Annotated in this window: 14 protein-coding genes; 7 read left to right on the top strand and 7 right to left on the bottom strand. The window is 40.1% G+C overall.

The window, feature by feature from the left end:
* Positions 1-99: 99 nt before the first annotated feature.
* Genes KA713_11665 through KA713_11655 form a run of 3 tightly spaced genes read left to right on the top strand, consistent with a single transcriptional unit; the run spans position 100 to position 4,411 of the window.
* Entirely contained in the window at positions 100-2,688 is a 2,589-nt protein-coding gene (locus KA713_11665) for an N-6 DNA methylase (GenBank protein UXE65152.1), read from the top strand.
* Positions 2,688-3,755 carry a hypothetical protein gene (locus KA713_11660; protein UXE65151.1) on the top strand — a complete coding sequence of 356 codons (1,068 nt, stop codon included), beginning with the start codon at positions 2,688-2,690 and terminating at the stop codon, positions 3,753-3,755. Before KA713_11665 ends, KA713_11660 begins: the two co-directional genes overlap by 1 nt.
* A complete protein-coding gene (locus KA713_11655) occupies positions 3,752-4,411 on the top strand; it encodes a hypothetical protein (GenBank protein ID UXE65150.1) in 660 nt (219 codons plus the stop codon). The genes KA713_11660 and KA713_11655 overlap by 4 nt, the downstream gene beginning before the upstream one ends.
* Before the next feature lie 200 nt (positions 4,412-4,611).
* Here KA713_11655 and KA713_11650 read toward each other — a convergent pair whose 3' ends face one another.
* The 4 genes from KA713_11650 to KA713_11635 form a co-directional block, all read right to left on the bottom strand.
* Positions 4,612-6,147: a DUF814 domain-containing protein gene (locus KA713_11650; GenBank protein UXE65149.1), complete on the bottom strand. Its 1,536-nt coding sequence runs from the start codon at positions 6,145-6,147 to the stop codon at positions 4,612-4,614.
* Entirely contained in the window at positions 6,147-6,908 is a 762-nt protein-coding gene (locus tag KA713_11645; GenBank protein ID UXE65148.1) for an MBL fold metallo-hydrolase, read from the bottom strand. Before KA713_11645 ends, KA713_11650 begins: the two co-directional genes overlap by 1 nt.
* 6 nt (positions 6,909-6,914) lie before the next feature.
* Complete coding sequence (locus KA713_11640) at positions 6,915-7,409, bottom strand: Uma2 family endonuclease (GenBank protein UXE65147.1); 495 nt, start codon at positions 7,407-7,409, stop codon at positions 6,915-6,917.
* Between the two features lie 70 nt (positions 7,410-7,479).
* Positions 7,480-7,755, bottom strand: a complete 276-nt coding sequence (locus KA713_11635; GenBank protein UXE65146.1) for a hypothetical protein — start codon at positions 7,753-7,755, stop codon at positions 7,480-7,482.
* 318 nt (positions 7,756-8,073) lie between these two features.
* On the opposite strand from KA713_11635, the gene gldA reads away from it, so the two are divergent.
* Genes gldA through KA713_11615 form a run of 4 tightly spaced genes read left to right on the top strand, consistent with a single transcriptional unit; the run spans position 8,074 to position 12,330 of the window.
* The gene (gldA, locus tag KA713_11630; protein ID UXE65145.1) at positions 8,074-8,991 is read left to right on the top strand and encodes a gliding motility-associated ABC transporter ATP-binding subunit GldA; all 918 of its coding nucleotides are present in this window, start codon (positions 8,074-8,076) and stop codon (positions 8,989-8,991) included.
* Positions 8,988-9,710, top strand: a complete 723-nt coding sequence (gene gldF, locus KA713_11625) for a gliding motility-associated ABC transporter permease subunit GldF (protein ID UXE65144.1) — start codon at positions 8,988-8,990, stop codon at positions 9,708-9,710. Before gldA ends, gldF begins: the two co-directional genes overlap by 4 nt.
* A gap of 5 nt (positions 9,711-9,715) precedes the next feature.
* Positions 9,716-11,404 (top strand): gliding motility-associated ABC transporter substrate-binding protein GldG, encoded by a 1,689-nt coding sequence (gene gldG / locus KA713_11620; GenBank protein UXE69108.1) that lies wholly within the window; start codon positions 9,716-9,718, stop codon positions 11,402-11,404.
* 2 nt (positions 11,405-11,406) lie between these two features.
* Positions 11,407-12,330, top strand: coding sequence for a DUF4340 domain-containing protein (locus KA713_11615; GenBank protein ID UXE65143.1), 924 nt, complete (start codon positions 11,407-11,409; stop codon positions 12,328-12,330).
* A 47-nt stretch (positions 12,331-12,377) separates the two neighbouring features.
* Here the strand turns inward: KA713_11615 and KA713_11610 are convergent, their stop codons facing one another.
* The 3 genes from KA713_11610 to KA713_11600 form a co-directional block, all read right to left on the bottom strand.
* Positions 12,378-14,681: an acyl-CoA dehydrogenase family protein gene (locus KA713_11610; protein ID UXE65142.1), complete on the bottom strand. Its 2,304-nt coding sequence runs from the start codon at positions 14,679-14,681 to the stop codon at positions 12,378-12,380.
* A 139-nt stretch (positions 14,682-14,820) separates the two neighbouring features.
* Positions 14,821-18,339, bottom strand: a complete 3,519-nt coding sequence (locus tag KA713_11605) for a VCBS repeat-containing protein (GenBank protein ID UXE65141.1) — start codon at positions 18,337-18,339, stop codon at positions 14,821-14,823.
* Between the two features lie 132 nt (positions 18,340-18,471).
* A complete protein-coding gene (locus tag KA713_11600; protein UXE65140.1) occupies positions 18,472-20,235 on the bottom strand; it encodes a RagB/SusD family nutrient uptake outer membrane protein in 1,764 nt (587 codons plus the stop codon).
* Positions 20,236-20,250 lie beyond the last annotated feature (15 nt).

The raw sequence follows: 20,250 nt of genomic DNA, 5'->3' as shown, positions 1-20,250 counted from the left end.
ATTAAATGAAGGAATAAATGAAGGATTAAATGAAGGAATAAGTGAAGGAATAAATGCAGGATTAAGTGTTGATTGAGGAGTAAATCATAAAAGAACTAAATGCTAGACAACATAACCAAAAAAAATATTGACGATTGCCGTGATGTGTTGGTAGGTAAAGTGCCCGACCCGAAAAGCCAAATTGAACAAATTACATTGGCTCTTATCTATAAGTTTATGGACGATATGGATAAAGAAGCCGTTGAGAAATTTAAAGGCAAAGCAAAATTCTTTACAGGCATTTATGCCAAATACGGTTGGCGCAAATTATTTGACCCATCGCTAAGCGGACAAGATATGCTGGCATTGTACAGTGAAGCATTGGAAAAATTGAACACCAATCCCAATATTCCTGAACTGTTCCGTAATATTTTTAAAAATGCTTATTTGCCTTACCGTGACCCAAGCACCTTAAAACTGTTTTTAAAACACATTAACGAGTTTGAATACAGCCACAGCGAAAAGTTGGGCGATGCTTTTGAATACCTGTTGAGTGTAATGGGAAGCCAAGGCGATGCAGGGCAGTTTAGAACACCCCGACACATTATTGATTTTGTAACGGCTTGTGTAAACCCACAGAAAAACGAAACCATTTTAGATCCTGCCTGTGGTACTGCAGGATTCCTACTTAGTGCATTTAAACATATCCGCAATCAAAACAGCAAGGAAACAGAAATCAAAACAAACGATAATCTTGGAAATCCTATAATCCAGAAAATCCTGATTCCGACATTTACCCCAGACGATAGAAAAAAACTTGCCGCCAATTTTGTGGGTTACGACATTAGCCCCGATATGGTACGCTTGAGTTTAGCGAATATGTATTTACACGGCTTTGCTACGCCACTCATTCACGAGTACGATAGTTTGAGTAGCGAAGACCGTTGGCAAGAAACCTTTGATGTGATATTGGCAAACCCGCCATTTATGACACCAAAAGGCGGCATCAGACCACACAAAAAATTTGGTGTACAAGCCAACAAAGCCGAAGTATTGTTTACCGATTACATTGCCGAACACTTAAACAGCAACGGACGAGCAGGAATTGTAGTACCCAACGGCATTGTGGCAACAAGCCAAACCGCTTACAAGCAATTGCGAAAAATGCTGGTGCAAGATAGTTTGATAGCCGTAATTAGTTTACCGGCAGGAGTGTTTCAGCCTTACAGCGGAGTAAAAACATCGGTACTAATTTTAGACAAACGATTGGCGAAAAAAAGCCAACATATTTTGTTTTTGAAAATTGAAAATGATGGTTTTGATTTAGGAGCACAACGCAGAGAAATTGACAAAAACGATTTGCCTGTGGCTTTGCAAACTTTGGAAGCATACAAGGAATGTTTGAGCAATGACGTGGTTTTTAAAGATTTTCCGAGTTTGGCAACTTTAGTTGAAAAGTCAGTCATACTAGAAAATAGAGATACAATTTTAAGTGCAGAAAGATATTTTGAGGAGAAAATAATTATTTCAGAATTTGAAAAAGTTAGACTAGGCGATATTACGGAGGTAATTACGAAGGGAACAACTCCAACTTCTGTTGGGTTTAATTTCCAAGAAAGCGGAATTAACTTTATCAAAATTGAGTCAATAACTCCAGAAGGATTTATCATTCCTGAAAAGTTTGCCTTTATCAATGAAGAATGTCATAAATCATTGAAACGTTCTTCACTAAACGAAAATGACGTTTTGTTCTCAATCGCTGGTGCATTAGGAAGAGTAACAGTAATTAATAAGAAATATTTGCCAGCAAATACAAATCAGGCACTATCCATTATTAGATTAAAAGAAGGACACAACCCTTTCTATGTTGCAAGCATTTTAAGAAGTCATATTGTGACTGATAAAATTGAAAATCTAAAAACAGGTGTTGCACAATTCAATCTTTCGCTTGAACAAATTAAAGATTTTGAAATCCCTCTCCCACCGCTTGAAATACAACAACAAATAGTAGCCGAAATAGAAGGCTACCAAAAAATAATAGACGGAGCCAAACAAATTGTAAGCAACTACAAACCTGCCATTAACATCAACCCTGATTGGGAAATGGTGGAGTTGGGAACATTGGTAAAATTGGTTGGAGGAAGCACACCATCAAAAGAAAATTCATCGTACTGGGAAAATGGAAATGTAGATTGGATTACTTGTTCTGATTTTTCAAATAGCCCAATGTATATTGAAGATTCTATCAGAAAGATTACTGAAAAAGCAGTCAAAGAAAATTCAACGAGCATTGTTCCAAAAGATACTTTGGTATTAGTAACTAGAGTTTCACTTGGCAAAATGGCGTTTGTTAGTAAACCAACAGCACTAAATCAAGACTTAACTGCTTTGCTTTTTGATGAAGAAAAAATAAACAAGCGTTACGGATATTTCTTTATGCTTTCAATAGCCCACAAAATTGAAAATGACGGTCACGGTGCAACAGTAAAAGGCGTTACAAGAGATTATGTAAAAGATATTAAAGTTCCTTTGCCATCACTTGAAGAACAACAAACCATCGTAAAATCAATAGAAGAAGAACTACAATTAGTAAATGCCAACAAACGCTTAATAGCAATGTTTGAGCAAAAAATAAAAACAAAAATTTCTGAGGTGTGGGGTGTTGTTTCTGAGCCTGTCGAAAGAAAGGAGGAAGTGGAATTAGGATAATGGCAAAACTATTCAACATATCGGATTGGAATGAACAATCGTGGTGGAACACAGGTGGTACTCGGGATAAAAAAATTTATTTAAATCCCGAGGATGGCGAGTTGTATTATTTTAAACAATCCTTTAAAAAAGGTCAACGCGATTACAAACATGAATTTTGGTCCGAAATTATAGCATCAGAAGTTGGACAACTTTTAGGTTTCGATATTTTATCTTATCATATTGCCATAAGAGGCAATATTGTTGGGTGTATTTCTAAATCAATGATTAATCAAGCATCAGAAGATTTAATAGAAGGTGGAAAATATTTGCAAGCGTTTGATAATGCGTTTAATCCAGAAAATACTAAACTTCGCAATCAGTACAATTTTGATTTGATTTTGAATGCACTTGAATCTTTTAACAAAAAAAAGCACTTAAAAGAACTTGTTGAAACTATTGTTTTCGATGCATTGATAGGAAATAGTGACAGACATCAAGAAAATTGGGCTATTATTAATGTAAATACTAAATTTACTGTTGGTATACATCAAATTGAAAGAAGCTTAGAAACCGGAGAAATTGATAAAATGCCTAAATTATTTAAAAAAATACTTAAGGCTGTATATACTGTTGGAGGCAAAATACGGCCTGAACTTCAAACTGCAAGATTGATGTTGCCGGAACAAACTAGATTTGCTCCGATTTACGATAGTGGTTGCAGTTTTGGTCGTGAGTTAGAAGACGAACGAGTGAATTTTATGCTATCAAACGAAGATGAAATTCAAAAGTATGTTGCAAAAGGGCTGGCGGAAATTCATTGGGGAAGCAACAAAATAAATCATTTTGAGTTAACAATTAAGCTACTGGAAAGTGAGGGATTTAAAGGTTTCATACTTGATTCCTTGAAAAGAATCATAGAGCAGTTTGACTACAAAAAGATTGAGCAGATTGTGTTAAATGTAGATAAATCAATAATTGAATTAGGAAATAGTAACTTCCTACCAAGAGAAAGGAAAGAATTGGTTTTGAAATTGCTAACTTTGCGGCTAAATAAATTGAGAGAAATTTATTCTCAATACAAATGAAAGAGATAGGACATATATACCTAAGTTGGAGAGAGGGTCTTGGTAAAAGAAGGCATATCGTGGGTATTTTGAAAAAAAACGCTACACTTGGCATTCGTTTTTCCTACATTAAAAAAGGTGTTGAAGTAGCTAAGAAGGATGGATTTTCACCATACACTGAATTTCCTGATGTTACTAAAGAATATACTGAAAGCGTATTAGAAGTTTTTGGCCAAAGAATCATGAAATCTGAACGTTCAGACATTTCAGATTTTTATGATTTTTGGGAGATTGACACAAAATTTAAAGAGGATAAATTTTATTTGTTGGCTCATACGCAAGGTTTGAACCCTACCGATAATTTTGAATTTTTGGCTGATTACAACCCGAGTAAAAGTTTACGTTTTCTTACCGATTTAGCTAGTTTAAGTACACTTAAATTGTCGGCAGACAGTGTTAAGGCTGGAGATATTTTGACTTATAAATTGGAATCCGATAATGAGTTTGATGATAAGGCTGTAAAAGTTTTTAAAGGGGCCAAAGATGTAGGTTACATCAAGAAAATTCATTCAAGAGTTTTCTATAAGCAAAAAGGCAGCTTACTAAAGCTCGTAGTTAAGGCGGTTGAGCAAAACGGAATTATAAAACGAATTTTTGTTAAGGTGTGTTGTAAATAGTCATCGTACAGGTGTAAGCACATTTGCAATGTACTTTGGCGTACGGGGCTATAAAGTCGGCAGTGGGCAGGATACAGTGTGCATTATAGGACTAGCGGTGACTGCCTACTGGTGACTGCCTACTGCCTACTTTTTAAATGACGTCATAATACATTTAACTTATCACTAGGCTATTTTTTCTCCGCTGATTACCCGAATCCCTATCCCCTCGGCTCTACCAACACTACCGTTTCTTTTTCCACCACCACCATTCCCGCTGGGTCGCCTTTGCGTTTGCGAACAAATTTTTTGGGCGTAACAGTTACCGGGCAAAGACTTTCGTTTTTCCGTTTGGAGTAATGGGCAGCCAATTGTGCTGCGCGTTCAATCACATCTTTGGGAAAATTTTTATTGGCTTGGTGCTTGATCAGCACATGCGACCCTGCCACATCTTTGGCGTGCAGCCATAGGTCTTCTTTGAAAGAATGCTTCAGCGTTAGTTCATCATTCGATTCAGCACTTTTTCCAATCCAAATTTTATAACCTTTAAATTCTGCTTCGCGATAGGGAAGCGACAGTTCTTTTTTTGAACTAAGAACTGAAGGGTTACTCGGTAACTTATGTTTTGTGCTAGCGTTGCTCTCAATTTCTTGAATGGTTTTGTTAATCGACTCTATCTCTTTTTCTTTTTGGGCAAAGGATTCTTTCAATTTGTTGATTTCAATCTGCTGGTTTTTGGCTTTGCGATAAAAAATCTCTGCGTTGCGCTGGGCATTCAGTTCTTTCTTTAGTTTTATTTCTATTGGTTGTTGGTCGTAGAAACTTTCCAATGTCACTTTCTCCATTCCTTGCTTCACCAGATGCATGTTGGCCATCAGCAAATCTCCCCACAGTTGATAATGCTGGTCGTTTATCAATTCGTTTAGCTTCGTTCTATTTTTGAGAATGTAGTTTTTCTTGCTTTTGAGTTGCTCGTGCCAGTGGCGCAACGCTACCGTTTTTTCTGATTGCTGAGCGTTGGCTACCGTAGATTGATAAAAGAATTCGGTAATGGCTTCTATTGGATTGGTAGATAATTGTATGCCAGCCTCCGATGGCAATAAACTAAAGAAAACGTTGCCTTTCGTTTTGTTGACATAAAAGATTGGCTCTTTGAGCAGCGCCAATGCATCTGAAAATAGCTTCCATTTTTCTTCTGTTGGTTGACTTTCAAAGTTTTGTAATAAGAGATAGCTCCAAAATTCTTTGCCGAGCGTAAAATAGGTTTTTGATAATTCATGAATTGATTGAATAAAACTTTCTTTACTCCAATCGATGCTTCGATTTAGTTTTGAAAGCTCGATTTCCCAATCGGTTTGAAATTGATTTCGAAAAATTGCTTTCACGCTTTCTTTATGCAATAAAACAATGTTGGACTGGCTGCCATGCATTTTGAAAAGCAAATGGTAGTCATCTTCCAATGCCAACGAAAAGCTCCGCTCGTTTTCATATTGCGTTATCTCCATCACTTTTTTTAAAGTGAGCTCAGTGAATAAATCAACACTATTTTTTTTGGCACGATTAAAATTGTTGGGAAATGAAAGGCAACAAAGCGAAGGCTGCAAACTGGCTTTGATGAAGAATGATTCGATGGAATTGTTGAATTCAATGATTAACTCTTCCTTATTTTGGCTAAAGCAAGAAACAAGTGTAAAGCCAGCCAGTTTTTTTTGGAGACTACTACTGAGTTGTTTTAAAAAGAAATAATTATTGTGCACTACAAATTGAATGAAAGCCCATCGTAGCCCAAAGCTATTGATTCTGGCAATTCTTTTTCAATGGATTTCTGGGTGCCCATTTTATGGCTGATATGTGTGAAGTAAGTTTGGTTGGCTTCAACTTGCTTGGCAACCTCTATTGCTTCGGCCAATGTAAAGTGTGATGGATGGCTTTCTTTCTGAAGAGCGTTTAACACCAACACCTCTGTGCCTTTTAGTTTTTGATAGGTAGATTCTGGAATATGATTGGCATCGGTGATGTAACTAAAATTGCCAATGCGAAATCCCAATACGGGCATGTGGAGGTGCCTTACAAGTAATGGGGTGATGGTCAGACCCTCAACATCAAAAACACTATCATCTATAGTATGTAGTTTAATTTGTGGCGTACCCGGATATTTTTCTGCCTCAAAGGCGTAGTAAAATTCAGTTTGTACTTGCGCTAAGGTGGGCATTGTTCCATAAACTGGCATGTCTCGCTTTTGCAAATAATTGAAAGCGCGCACGTCATCCAATCCGGCAATGTGGTCTTTATGACTGTGCGTGAGTAAAACGGCATCCAACTGTTTCACTTGCTCGCGTAACATTTGCTGCCGAAAGTCTGGCCCCGTATCTATGACGAGCATTTTTTCATTTACTTGAATTAGAACCGATACACGCAGTCGCTTGTCGCGGTAGTCGAGTGACCTGCATACGGCACAATCGCAGGCAATGACAGGCACCCCTTGTGATGTTCCCGTTCCAAGTAAGGTGACTTTCAAAAGAAATTAAATTTTGAAGGTGTGACGTAGAAGCGCAGAGGTGATTTTGCTTTTCTCTTTTTTGAACTCTACAAATTTTTTGTTAACCAATTGAAAGCCTGTACAAATTTTTGTTTGGGTATCGACTACCCAATATTCTTTCACTCCCGATTTTTCGTAGACTTTTTTCTTTTTGGTGAGGTCGAAGTCTTTCGTCCCTTTCGACAATACCTCAACGATAAGGTCTGGTGCTCCATAGATTCCGTCTTCGTGAATAACAGCCACGTTCTCATTTAAAATAAAAACTAAATCAGGTTGGTAGGCATTTTTTGAATCAAGGTAAACATCGATTGGGGAAACATAGTAGATACCTTTCTTCGATTTATTTTGGTAGTTAAAAAATAAGCCAGCAAGTGTGCTAATCAATCCTTGGTGTGATGTGGTAGGGGCAGGAGACATATATAAAGTATTATCAATTAACTCACAACGAGTCCCTTCCGGAAGCATTTTAAATACTTCCATAGTGGTGCGTGGGGGTTTTTCAATTAGACTGACCATGCGTTCCTGCGTTCGTTTAACTTTAAAAAATTTATTAAGCCGCCTTTGCTTCTGCTTGGGTCAATTCCTCATAAAGTTTCTGGCTCTTTTCGGTGAATTTGCTACCGTCCAGTTCTACGTTTTTCAAAATGTCCAGCACGGCATTGATTTTTCCTTCGGTGGTGAAAAACTTATTGATGATCATAATTTTCTGCTCTTTGAGCAAGCAATAGCCTGATTTGAAATTCCCTTTTTCGTAGCGCAGCACATAGTCCGATTCGGCAATCAAATCTTCGAGCTTGGTTAAAAATTGATTGGTGTACTTAATCATTTTTAGTGGTTGTTTTTGTGGTTGCAAGATACAGAAAAGGTTTCGGTTTTTATGGATTAATTGGTTGCGAAGTGGTGAGCGTGAGGGATGGAAGTGGAAAGCCTCCTGAAGCTGCGCTCGGGGTAAGCGCTCGAAGCGAGGGGGCTTGCAGCGTACAGCCCGACCCGAGTGTGCGTGGGCTTTGCGGGAGGGGACGAGGGGCACGCCCATAATTGATTTTGTGTTTATTGTGCAAGCCTATGTTTTTTTATCCGTCTTTTATTTTCGATCGCTCTGAAAATAGTGATGGGATTGCCTATTTTTGCACGCACAAAAAAAATGTCATTACACGTAAACCATCTCACCAAAATGTATGGCCGCCAACGGGCGGTTGATGACGTTTCATTTGCTGTTGAAAAAGGTGAGATTGTCGGATTTCTAGGCCCTAACGGTGCGGGTAAATCGACCACCATGAAAATTGCCACTACCTACTTACCTCCCACAGAGGGTAGTGTGTTGGTGAACGGCATGAATGTGGAAGAGGAGCCGCTAAAAATCCGGAAAACCATCGGCTACTTGCCCGAGCACAATCCGCTTTACTTGGACATGTATGTGCACGAATACCTTCGCTTTATTGGAGGTGTTTATAAACTTGATTCAGATCATTTGAAAAAGCGTGTGGGTGAAGTGGTGGAAATGTGTGGACTTGAGCGCGAACAAAATAAACCCATTGAAGCGCTATCGAAAGGTTATCGGCAGCGGGTAGGGTTGGCGCAAGCGCTAATCCATAATCCTGATGTGTTGATTTTAGATGAACCCACTTCGGGGCTGGATCCCAACCAAATTCTGGAAATCAGAAAATTGATTAGGCAAATCAGCCAAAACAAAACAGTGATTTTTTCTACGCACATCATGCAAGAGGTACAAGCCTTGTGCAACCGCGTGATTGTGATTAATAAAGGAAAAATTGTGGCCGATGACCAACTCAGTAATTTAATGAAGGGAAATGCGAACGCATCTATTCTGGTAGTGGAGTTTCAGGGAGAAATTTCCACGGAAGAGTTGAAGCAGCTAAAAGGTGTTAGGAACGTGATCAAGGAAGGTGCACACTATAAATTTTTTTCAGATGAAGGGGTAGATGTGCGCGCAGAACTTTTTCGTTATGCTACTGAAAAGAAGATCTCGATTTTGAGTTTAAAAGAAGAGCAAAATTCGTTGGAAGAGATTTTTCGTTCACTAACCAATGGTGCGGTATGATCCAGGTTTTTAAACGAGAGTTTCGTGGGTATTTAAGTTCACTCATTGCCTACATGGTGATAGGCGTTTTCCTTACGGGAATCGGGTTGCTCACGTGGGTGTTTCCTGAGACTTCGGTGCTTGATTACGGCTATGCCGATTTGGATACGCTTTTCTCGATGGCTCCGTATGTTTTTATTTTTTTGATCCCTGCCATTACCATGAAAAGTTTTGCGGAAGAAAAGAAAATGGGCACACTGGAATTATTGTTGACAAAGCCATTGTCGGATAGCGATGTGGTGCTGGGCAAGTTTTTCGCGGCCTTTGCCTTGGTGCTGGTGGCGTTGCTGCCTACCATCATTTATTATTTTTCGATTTCTTCGTTGGGCAATCCAGCGGGCAACATCGACACGGCAGCCGTGATCGGCTCTTACATTGGTTTGATTTTATTGGCTGCTATTTTTTGCTCCATCGGTGTGCTGGCCTCGGCACTCACCACCAATCAAATTGTGGCGTTTATTGTGGCAGCTTTTTTATGTTTTATTTTTTACACGGGTTTTGATTCACTTTCTGCCTTTGCAGGAAGTAATGTGTTATTGATCAAGCAATGCGGCATTCTTTATCACTACGAGTCGTTGAGCAAAGGCTTGATTGACAGCCGCGATGTAGTGTATGCGGTAAGCATTACCGGATTTTTTGTTTTGTCCACAATGGTTGTTTTAAAAAGCAGGCTATGGTAAATTGGATGAAGCGGAGAAAGACGGGTGATGTATTGCTATTGGCTAATAGTTTGGTGCTGTTGGTATTGTTGAATTTACTGGCTTCGTTTTATTTTTTCCGTTTCGACTTAACGGAAGAAAAGCGCTACACCATCAAGCCGCAAACCAAAGAGTTACTCTCGAATTTAGAAGAAGAAGTTTTTGTGGAAGTTTTTTTGGAGGGAGATTTGAATTCCGGGTTTAAACGGTTTCAAAAATCCATTCGCGAAATGCTGGGCGAGTTTCGGATTTATTCTAATAACAAGGTGAATTTTATTTTTACCGACCCCACGCTGGCGATGGGTGAAAAAGCCCGCAACGAATTCATGAGCGAGTTGGCCTCGAAAGGAATTAGTCCCACCAATGTGATTGAAAACAAAGACGGACAGCGCGTGGAGAAATTTGTGTTCCCGGGAGCATTGGTGTCGGTGGGTGGATTTGAAACAGGGGTGATGTTGTTGAAGGGAAGCCGGACACAAGGTTCGCAAGAGGCACTTAACCAGTCAATTGAGAATGTGGAATTTGAATTGGCCAATACGATTTACAAATTGACCAATTCCAATCGGAAAAAAATCGGAATGGTGCGTGGCCATGGTGAACTGGATAGTTTGCAGATTGCAAGTTTTAACAATGCCTTACTGGAGCAGTATGATATTTTTCAGGTTGACATTAATCGAAAAGCTGCCATTGGTGATTACGAGGCTCTGATTGTCGCAAAACCCAGAACGGAATTTTCGGAGCAGGAGAAATACAAACTCGACCAGTATCTGATGCGTGGTGGTAAATTATTATTGTTGCTCGATTGGTTGGATGCCAATATGGACAGCGCAAGCAGCGAGAACTACTTTGCATTTCCGTACAACTTAAATTTAGATGATCAGTTGTTTCGGTATGGAGTTCGGATCAATGCCGATTTGGTGCAAGATCGCGTAAGCGGAAAGTATCCGATTGTGGTGGGCAACGAAGGTGGCAAGCCTCGGTTGATGCAGTTGGATTGGCCGTTCTTTCCGTTGATCAATCAGTATGCCGATCATCCTATCACCAGAAACTTAGATGCATCACTAACAAAATTTATCAGTAGTATCGACACGGTAAAAGCCATTGGGGTTAAGAAAACGCCATTGCTATTTTCTTCTCCCTATTCGCGAAAGCTAACGGCACCTGTAAAAGTGGGTGTAAATGATTTGCGCAAACAATTGAAGGAGGGTAGTTTCAATGCTGGGCCTATTCCTATTGCTTATTTACTCGAAGGAAATTTTACTTCGCTTTATAAAAATCGTTTTGCGCCAAGCGGTGTGGACACGCTCGGATTTAAAGCGAATAGTTCATCCACCAAAATAATGGTTGTGGCAGATGGTGACATGGCCCGTAACGATGTGAACCCACGGCAAAACACTCCGCAGAGTTTGGGATATGACCCGTTTACCAAATACACCTTTGCCAACCAAGATTTGCTGCTCAACATGGTAGCTTACTTGACCAACGAAAATGGATTGATAGCCGCCCGCAATAAAGAAGTGAAAATCCGCCCGCTGGATAAACAAAAAATTCAAAGCGAACGAACCTATTGGCAAATGATAAATTTGGTATTGCCCTTGGTGCTCTTACTATTGTTTGGTTTGATGTGGGTATACCTACGAAAAGCCAAGTACGCTAAATTTAAAATCAGCAATTGAAGATGCAACAGAAACGCAACATTCGGTTATTGATTTCGCTTGTAGTATTGACAGCGAGTGTATTCTTGATTTCGTGGCTAGGGCAAAAAACCACCCATCAAATAGATAAGGAATTGTTTAAAGTAGCCGATCAAACACAAATTGATAAGGTGGTTTTTGAATCAGGTAACCGAAAGCTAGAATTGAAATTTAGCGGCACCAAGTGGTGGGTAAGCGACAAAGAAGCCGATCGACAGTTGATAAAAGTTTTTTTTGCCACCATCCTGCAAGCCGAGCCCAAACGAAAAATTTCTAATTCACCTCTCGATTCGTTGAAAAAGCAATTTGCGCAAAGAACAAAACTAACCCTATGGATGGGCGACCAAGTGGCAAAAGAGTTTTATGTAGCAGGCAATCCCGCAAAATCAGAAACATATTTTTCGTTTGATGGCAACGAATGGTATGTGGTTGCCATTCCTGGTTATCGTGTGTATGTGGCTTCTATTTTTGACTTGACCGAAAACGATTGGCGCGACAAACGGGTCTTTAATTTCAATTGGCAGAATTTTAAAAGTTTGAAAGCTCATTTTCCACAGCAACCGACACAAGATTTTACCATATCATTTGCCAACAAACTTTTTGGCATTGAAGAAGTAGCCGTGGCAGACACCACCAAGTTGAGCAATTATTTGGAGGCGATTTTTAATTTACAAGCCGAAAAAATCCTGACTCCTGAAGAAGCAACAAAATATGATAGCCTGTTGGCAGCCGAACCATTTCTGCAAATTGAAATTCAAGACATTGCTACTAAAACTTTTGCCTTGAAGATTTATTCATCGCCAGGAAAAAATAGTCGATTGGTTGCTAGAACGAAAGAGGAAGCTATTTTGCTTCCGCCACAGGCTGCTGCTGTCATGAGAAAGAGGGAGTATTTTGTTTTGAACTGAGTCTCGATCCAATGAGAATCAATGGGCCTATTGTTCAGTAAATAAAATCAGGTACTCTTCACCACAATCGGTGCAGCCAAGCAACTATCGGGTATGGCGAAAACATCTACCAATGGCACGGCCTCTTGGCGAACGTCCCAGCACAATTGGTTCATGAGTTTGCGGATGGCTTTTGTTTTTACTCCTTCCATGTACCCTTGCTCTAAGTACCAGCCTTTGTTTTTGTCGATTTGCGAAAGGGCAAATAGGTCGCAGAGTTTTTTAAGGATGGCTTTGCAGCCAGCATCTGGCGTGGCATTTACTTGTTCAATAAATTTTTCCAGCACCATGCGCTCGATGTAGGCAAAGCCCACTTGCACCAGGTGGTGTTGCGCTACGTTGAAGGCATCGAATGAGTCCATACCTTCGCCAATGTGGCGCTTCAAGCGCTTGGCAGCAGAAGTTAAAATGTCGCGCTCGCGATATTTGAAGGCATCTAATTGAAATTCTGGATCTAGTAAGTGTTCTTCATCGGTGTTACGCACAATGAGTGGGTTCAATTCAGCAATGGATGTTTTCGCTTGGTCGGCCACGTAGCCAAGTATGCCGAAGAAATCCATGCGTGCAAACTCTTGCTTAAATTCTGTCAGTCGACTCTTCGCCACCAATTGCATCAGCACGGTGTTGTCTCCTTCAAACGTGGTGTAGATGTCGGTATCGTTTTTTAAATCATCGATTCTGTTTTCGGAGAGAAACCCTTTGCCGCCACAACTTTCGCGGCACTCTTGTAACGTGGCCGTGGTGTTCCAGGTAGCAAAGGCTTTGAGTCCAGCGGCCAACGCTTCAATCTCTTGCACTTCTTCTTCTTTGCGATTGATAAATCGGTCTGTTAAATAACGAAGTGAAAAATGCAACGCATACACATTCGCTAGCAGTGGCATCAGCCTGCGCTGATGGGTGCGATAATTTAAAATGGGCACTTCTGGCGCACCTTCTGGTCCAAATTGTTTTCGCTGATCGCTGTATTTGATGGTGATGGTCAAACCGGATTTTGCTGCACTCAATCCCGAACGTGGAATGCCAATACGTCCGCCTACCAACGTGCCGAGCATGGTAAAAAATCTGCGGTTGTCACTGGCAATGGGGCTGGTGAATTTTCCGTCTTCGGTAATTCCTGCAAACCTATCTAAGAGATTTTCTACCGGTACCACTACATTTTTAAATTCAATCTTGCCATTGTCCACACCATTCAATCCCATTTTTCGTCCGCAGTCTTCAATGGTAATGCCCGGCAAGGTGTTTCCTTTTTTATCCCGTAAAGGAACGACCACAGCACTCACGCCATAATCTTTTCCATCGATAATCAACTTCACAAAAACCGTGGCCATTTGTCCGTGCACGGCCGCATTGCCGATGTATTCTTTTTTGGCAAAAGCATGTGGGGTATGAATGAGTAAGGTTTTGGTGGCAGGCTGATACGTGGCGGTTGTCTCAATGCCTTTTACATTGGAGCCGTGGTGTGTCTCCGTCATGGCAAAGCAGCCGGGCAACTCAAGTGTGCCAATGTCTTTTAAATATTTTTTGTGGTGCTTTTCCGTTCCTAAAAAATAAACGCTCATTCCCCACAGCCCAAACTGTACACCAAATTTGATCACCATACTCAAATCGTGATAACTAATGGTTTCCATAATGGCGAAGTACGCAGCCATATCAAATTGGCCACCGTATTCTTTTGGAAAGGCCATGGAACCAAAGCCCTGCTCGGCCAACAGTCGGCACCAGCTCAACACCCGCTCGCGATAAGCAGAAAGATTGCTGGGATCCACATACCGAAATTCAGGATCGGAAAGAACTGTTTTTACTTTATTGATAATGGCTGCATCGTTTCCATCTAATAATTTAGTCATGGCCGCCACATCAAACGTCCGCAGTGTAGTTTGTTGTTGTGTAACGGTGGCGCGATTGCCCGATTGAAAATTAAAGGCTGCCTCGTGACTAATAAAGCCAAGCGTGGCTTCTATGTTTGCCAGCGAAGGTTTTGCTTTTAATACTTCTACCGATACCTCGCCATGGTGCAGTTCAATCAATTTAATACCAATGTCTACCAAACTTTTTCCATCGGTAAGGTCGGCCCCATTTTTTATTTCTTCTTTCCAATCCATCAAATCATCGGCTGTGGGTGGATTGGCAGGGTTGAGTTGGTCAATCAAAAAATCATGCTCGTCTTTGCTCAGCCACTGCTGACTATTAATCAATCCTTCAATGGTGGCCATTTCACTTGGTGTGAGAATAGCATCTGACCACACAGTGTAAAACAGTGGAAGAAATACGAATAGGGAAGGGTTGGATTTGAGTTGAGGTGAGTGTAGCATGGCTGTATAGGTTAGAAAACATCAAACAACACAAAACGAAATTTTTTGTAGGCTTCTTGTATCTACAAGAAACAACTACTCATCCTAAAAATGGAAGGTAATATATGGTTACTTGTAAGAAGCCTCATTTTACCGATTTCTACTTTATCTTTTTGCTTTTCCCTTTTGAATCATAAATGGTAAATGCGGTTATAACATCTGCTATTTTAAGCTTTCTTGAGGATTGAGAAAGATATCCTGATCCATAATAAAATTCTACCCGTTCTTTCTTGCCATCTTTTTTAATCATCACCGCGTACGAATCTCCATTCGTTGGTGAGAACGAATTTTGATTCTGTTCATTATTTGAAAATATCTTTAAACTGTCTTGATTTTGAGTACCAATGATGAAGCGATGCTTTTTCGTGTGAATAGAGGCCAACGCCTTGCCATCGCCCGGAATGTAAAAACCACTTCTAGAAGAAGGTACTAGATTGAATTTTCCAGTCCCATCCCCGAGTAGTACTAATCCCGTAAAGGCATCGTACCGACCCGCAAACACTTCGTTTCCATAGTCATTTCCAGTCATGGCAATGTCTAAATAAGAATCACCATTAAAGTCTCCTACTGTCATTCCATTCACAGGCGCAACCTGTGCGAGCTGATCAAGTGCTTTGATCGAAAACTTATTGTTTCCAACATTCTCAATATAACTTGTTAACAGATAGTTGCATCGCATGATTAAGGCACCATTTAGTTCATCTGGGGTAAAAAGTTTCTCAATGGTGGTCTTACCATACTCGCGATAGTGCGAAAATTTATTTCTGAATTTTGGACTTTGTGAATTTAATTCATCCCAGAAATGGACGGGGTAAAGTTTGCGGATTGGACTATTCATACTTTCTTTCATGTAACATGCCAATACCGGATCAATGCTACCATTGCCATCAAAATCTTTGGCATATATAGTTAGTGGATGTTCCCGATCAACTCCATAATTATTATTCTGACCCAAATTTCCCACCACATAATCAATATCTCCATCTTGATCATAGTCACCAGGCGCTATGCTGTTCCACCAGCCCACATAGCTTTCTATTCCTGTTTGCGTCAGCAGTTGCAAATTTTTTCCCGTGTTTTTAAAAAACTGAATGGGCATGAATTCACCAACAACCAATAAATCCACTAGTCCATCAGTATTAAAATCCGTCCAGAGTGCGTCAGTAACCATTCCAATAGATTGTAGTTTAGGAGCAATTTTTTCTGTTTCGTCTGTGAATTTTCCTTGCGTGTTTTGAAGTAGGTAAGACGTAGCAGGCAATGGATATTTTCCTGCATTTACTCGGCCACCTATAAATAAATCTAAGTCACCGTCTGCATCCCAATCGGCTGCCCGCACGCAAGACCCACTGGTTCTTGTATTGGGTAAAGCTTCTTTGTTAATCGTTAAGTTTCCCTTGCCGTCATTCAAATACAATCGATCCTGAAAAAGATCAATGGTACTTGCAGGCTCGATGGAGCCGCTGACAATGTATAAATCAAGATCTTTGTCATTGTCTGCATCAAACAGCAGCAGGCCTTCGTCTTCTTCTATTTTGGTTTTAAGTTCTGCTTCGGATTGTAAGTTCTTTTTTAAAAATTCGCCATCAGGCCGTTGCAAGAACAAGGTTGTGGGATATCCCGATCCACCACCTACAACAAAATCTTCCAGTTCATCTCCGTTAATATCGCCAACCGCTATTCCGGGGCCAGCCTGCGAAAATTTATGAGGCAAGGTGCGTTGCAGGTTAAAATCAATTACGTCATTCTCTGTTGGTTTGAAGGAAGGGATAGTATTGCATGCTGTGAAAAGTTTTTGAGCAGGAATAGAAATTGGATTCGAAACGGCACGTGCGTTCGAGTAATCGACTTTCAACAACTGGTTACCATTCACTTTAAAAAGTGTTTGCGTTTTTTTATCTGGCCATTGAATGATAACAGTATCAATCTCCTTACTATTGCCTATGCCAAAATGGGCTAAAGGTTCTACGGATGATAAAAAACCTCTCGATGTATAATTCTCAAGGAATTGGATTGTACCATTGTGCTTCAAAGTGATTTTAGAACCAATTCCATTTTTATTTTGAGATGGTCCATTAAGTTGCATTCTCAAGAAATTGCTAGTTTCATTACCTTCTTGGTTTAGTTTACGCTTCTTATTTTCATAAACAAAAGCGACATCGTTTATGTTGTTGACCACGAAGTCCAAATCTCCATCATTATCAAGATCGGAGAATGCAGCTCCATTGGAAAAGGAAGGTACTTCCAACCCCCAATCTTTGGTAACATCAAGAAAAGTTAAGTCCCCATTGTTTTTGTAGGCATAATTAGAAACCTTAATTACAGGTATTGAGTCAAGCAGATAACGTATTCCAGCAATATTTTCTTTGTCTGCTCTAAAAATGGCAAAGTCTCTGTCAGTAATATCTTTTGGAAATCCATTTGTAATGAACAGATCTTTATAGCCATCATTATCAAAATCTGCAAATAAAGGAGACCAACTCCACTCTGTTTGATATATACCAGCCAATTGACCAATCTCACTGAACTTAATGCCTTGACTAAGGCCATTGTTTAGGTGAAGCATATTTCTGATGTACTGATATTCATAGCCAAATTTTTCATTATTCACGTAGGTAAGGTAGCTCTTGTTAGAAATGGTGGTTTTCTTTCTAGCATTAACTTCTGGAAGCATATCCAGAGTGATAATATCAGGCAGCCCATCGTTGTTAACATCGGCAGCATCATTGCCCATCGAAAACTGACTTTGGTGACCAATGAAATCTGCAATGCGATTAGTGAATTTACCATTCTTGTTGATGTACAAAACATCGTTGGAGAGATAATCATTCGAGACATAGATATCGGGCCAGCCGTCTGCATTAAAATCTGCAATAGCCAGACCAAGCCCAAATCCTTCAATTGAAATGCCCGCTTCTTTTGAAACATTTGTAAATGTTCCATCACCGTTGTTTCTATACAAACGATCATTGTTAGGGGATGAACCATCAATAATCTTAGGGCGATAATTAGTTGGAGAATTTTTTAATCTTTCGTTGGTAAGTACATATAAATCTAAGTCACCATCATTATCAAAATCAAGAAAAGCAGCATTGACACTGTATCCGGCATCATCTAATTTATATTCGGCCGCCTTTTCAGAAAAGGTGGGCAATCCATTTTTGTTCAATCCATTGTTGATGAAAAGCATATTTCTACGATTGACTGAGTCTGGCCTCATGGTGGCGCATACGTAAACATCCATCCATCCATCGTTATTGATATCCACTACGGTAACGCCAGAGTTCCATCTGCCCAAAACATTTATGTTAGCAATTTCTGTGATGTCTTTAAATTCAAAATTTCCTTGGTTTAAATAAAGCCTATTGGGTACTTGATTACCACTGAAGAAAATGTCTTGTTTGCCATCATTGTTGAAATCTGCAATACCCGTTCCTCCACCATTATAGATATATTCGGTAGTTAGAATATTAGCGGAGTCACTTTCTGTAATAGAGTTTTCAAAATTAATGTGATGATGCTCTACGCTTACTTTTTTGAATAATGTTTTAGCCGTATCAGATTCTCCGCAGGCAAAAGATAACTGTACACACAAACAATAGAAGACTTGTTTTTTCATAACTCTAAATTTATTGACAAAGGCTTACAATTCAATTCCAATTAATTACGATTCTTTAAAAATCAAATATCGATCAAAAAAAAGAGACTGCTTTTTAAGGCAGCCTCTTTCAATCTAGCAATTGCTCAAAAATCAATAACCAGGGTTCTGGGCAAGTGTTGGTTTACCATCTTTATTACTTTGAATGATGGCAAAGTCTGGTATAGGCATATACTCACTCTTGCCGACAACAAATGCACCACCCGCCATAACAGAACGTTTAACTGACTCCTTTGCGATATAGGCAGTAAGCTCATCGCTTGCCGTTCCCCATCTCACCAAGTCAAAGAAGCGATGTCCTTCCATTCCAAGCTCAAGTTTTCGCTCAAAGCGGATGGCCTTTAAAGCAAAGGTTTTGTCCCAGGCATTGGTATATTCATTAATTACATAGTTTGCAGCAGGTTGCGTCAGATCCATGATTTTCTCTCCTGAAGCATTATACCCTGAAAATCTTCCCTTCACAAAGCCATCTGGATTGGCGGCTCTTCTGCGTATCTCATTTACAAGATCGCGTGCCCTTGCAGGAGAACCTGCCTCTGCTTCTGCTTCTGCTAACCACAAAATAACATCTGCGAAACGTATCAAATTATAGTTATTGGCATTGAATTTCTGACCCCAGCTGCCATTCTCTGCACCAGAACTTTCCTCGGCCTTATAATAAACATTTTTGATTGGGCTAAAGGGGCCACCGTAGTCAACCTTACGTATCCAGGCAACACCTGGGTGAAAGCCCCAATCTAAATATGGAATCTCTCTTCTACCAACTGACCAATCAAGTCGTGGATCCAAGGTGCCTTGATACGGAACAAAGGTTCTATTAGCAGATGCAAAAGCTTCATCGCTGGTCACATCGCTAGCATTAAATGTGTCAAACAAAGGCAAACCATCCGAACCTGTCTTGAATGAATTAACAAAAGTCTGTGAGGGCTGAAAGAAACCACAGCAGCCTCCAGGGCCTCCTCCAAACGGGTAGTTCAACACGTTTTCATAGTTTCCGTTATTTCCATTTGCACCATCACGTACGGTGTACTGAATAGCAAAAACAGTCTCTTTATTATTCTTAGTAGCGATACGGAAATTGTCATGGTACTTTTCCATTAGACCATACTTTACTCCACTTGCCGTTGTTCCCTGACTATAAATTTGTTGAAGTAGTGGAAGCGCATCGGTAAATTTTTTTCGAAACATATATGCTTTTGCCAAATAAGCACCTGCGGCCCATTTGTTAGCCCTACCCACGCTCGATGCGGTAGGCCCAAGATTATCATAGGCGAACTTAAAATCCGCTTCTATTTGTGGCCAAATGTCCTGATCATTTGAGATGCGGAAATCCGTTACGTTCTCATCCACATACGGAACGTTGTTGAATACTTTTTTTAATTCAAAATGATATAAACCCCTTATAAATCTTGCTTCACTAGCAATTCTGGTCCTATCTGCATCGGGAATGTCTTTTGCTGTGACTAAGGCTCTTAATACAGCATTAGCTTGCCCCACGCCATCGTAGCTAATTCTCCATTTTGATCCTACAGGGCCATCACCTGGATTTGGCTTATAGATAACAATGGGGTTCAGCGCGTTTTGATCGGTCTGCTCTGATCCTTTGTATGCATCGGCACCTAGGATGCTGCCCCAAAGCCAATTATTAGGAGTTGAGTACCAATCGCAACAATAACGCAGTGAAGCATAGGCATTAACTAATGAACCTTCCACGCCCCCAGCACTAGCAAGTGAGGAAGAACTGTAGACACCTTGTGGAGCGCGCTCTTGGAATTTGTCATTACAGGAGAGCACGACCATCACCGCTACTAACAGGGAGCTCGTAGTGATGGACAATCTTTTAAGTTTTATTTTCATATAATTTAATTATGG

The sequence above is a fragment of the Chryseotalea sp. WA131a genome (assembly GCA_025370075.1).
Lineage (GTDB): Bacteria > Bacteroidota > Bacteroidia > Cytophagales > Cyclobacteriaceae > ELB16-189.
The sequence above is the reverse complement of the archived record's forward strand: the minus strand, read 5'-3'. Positions and strand labels throughout refer to the sequence as shown.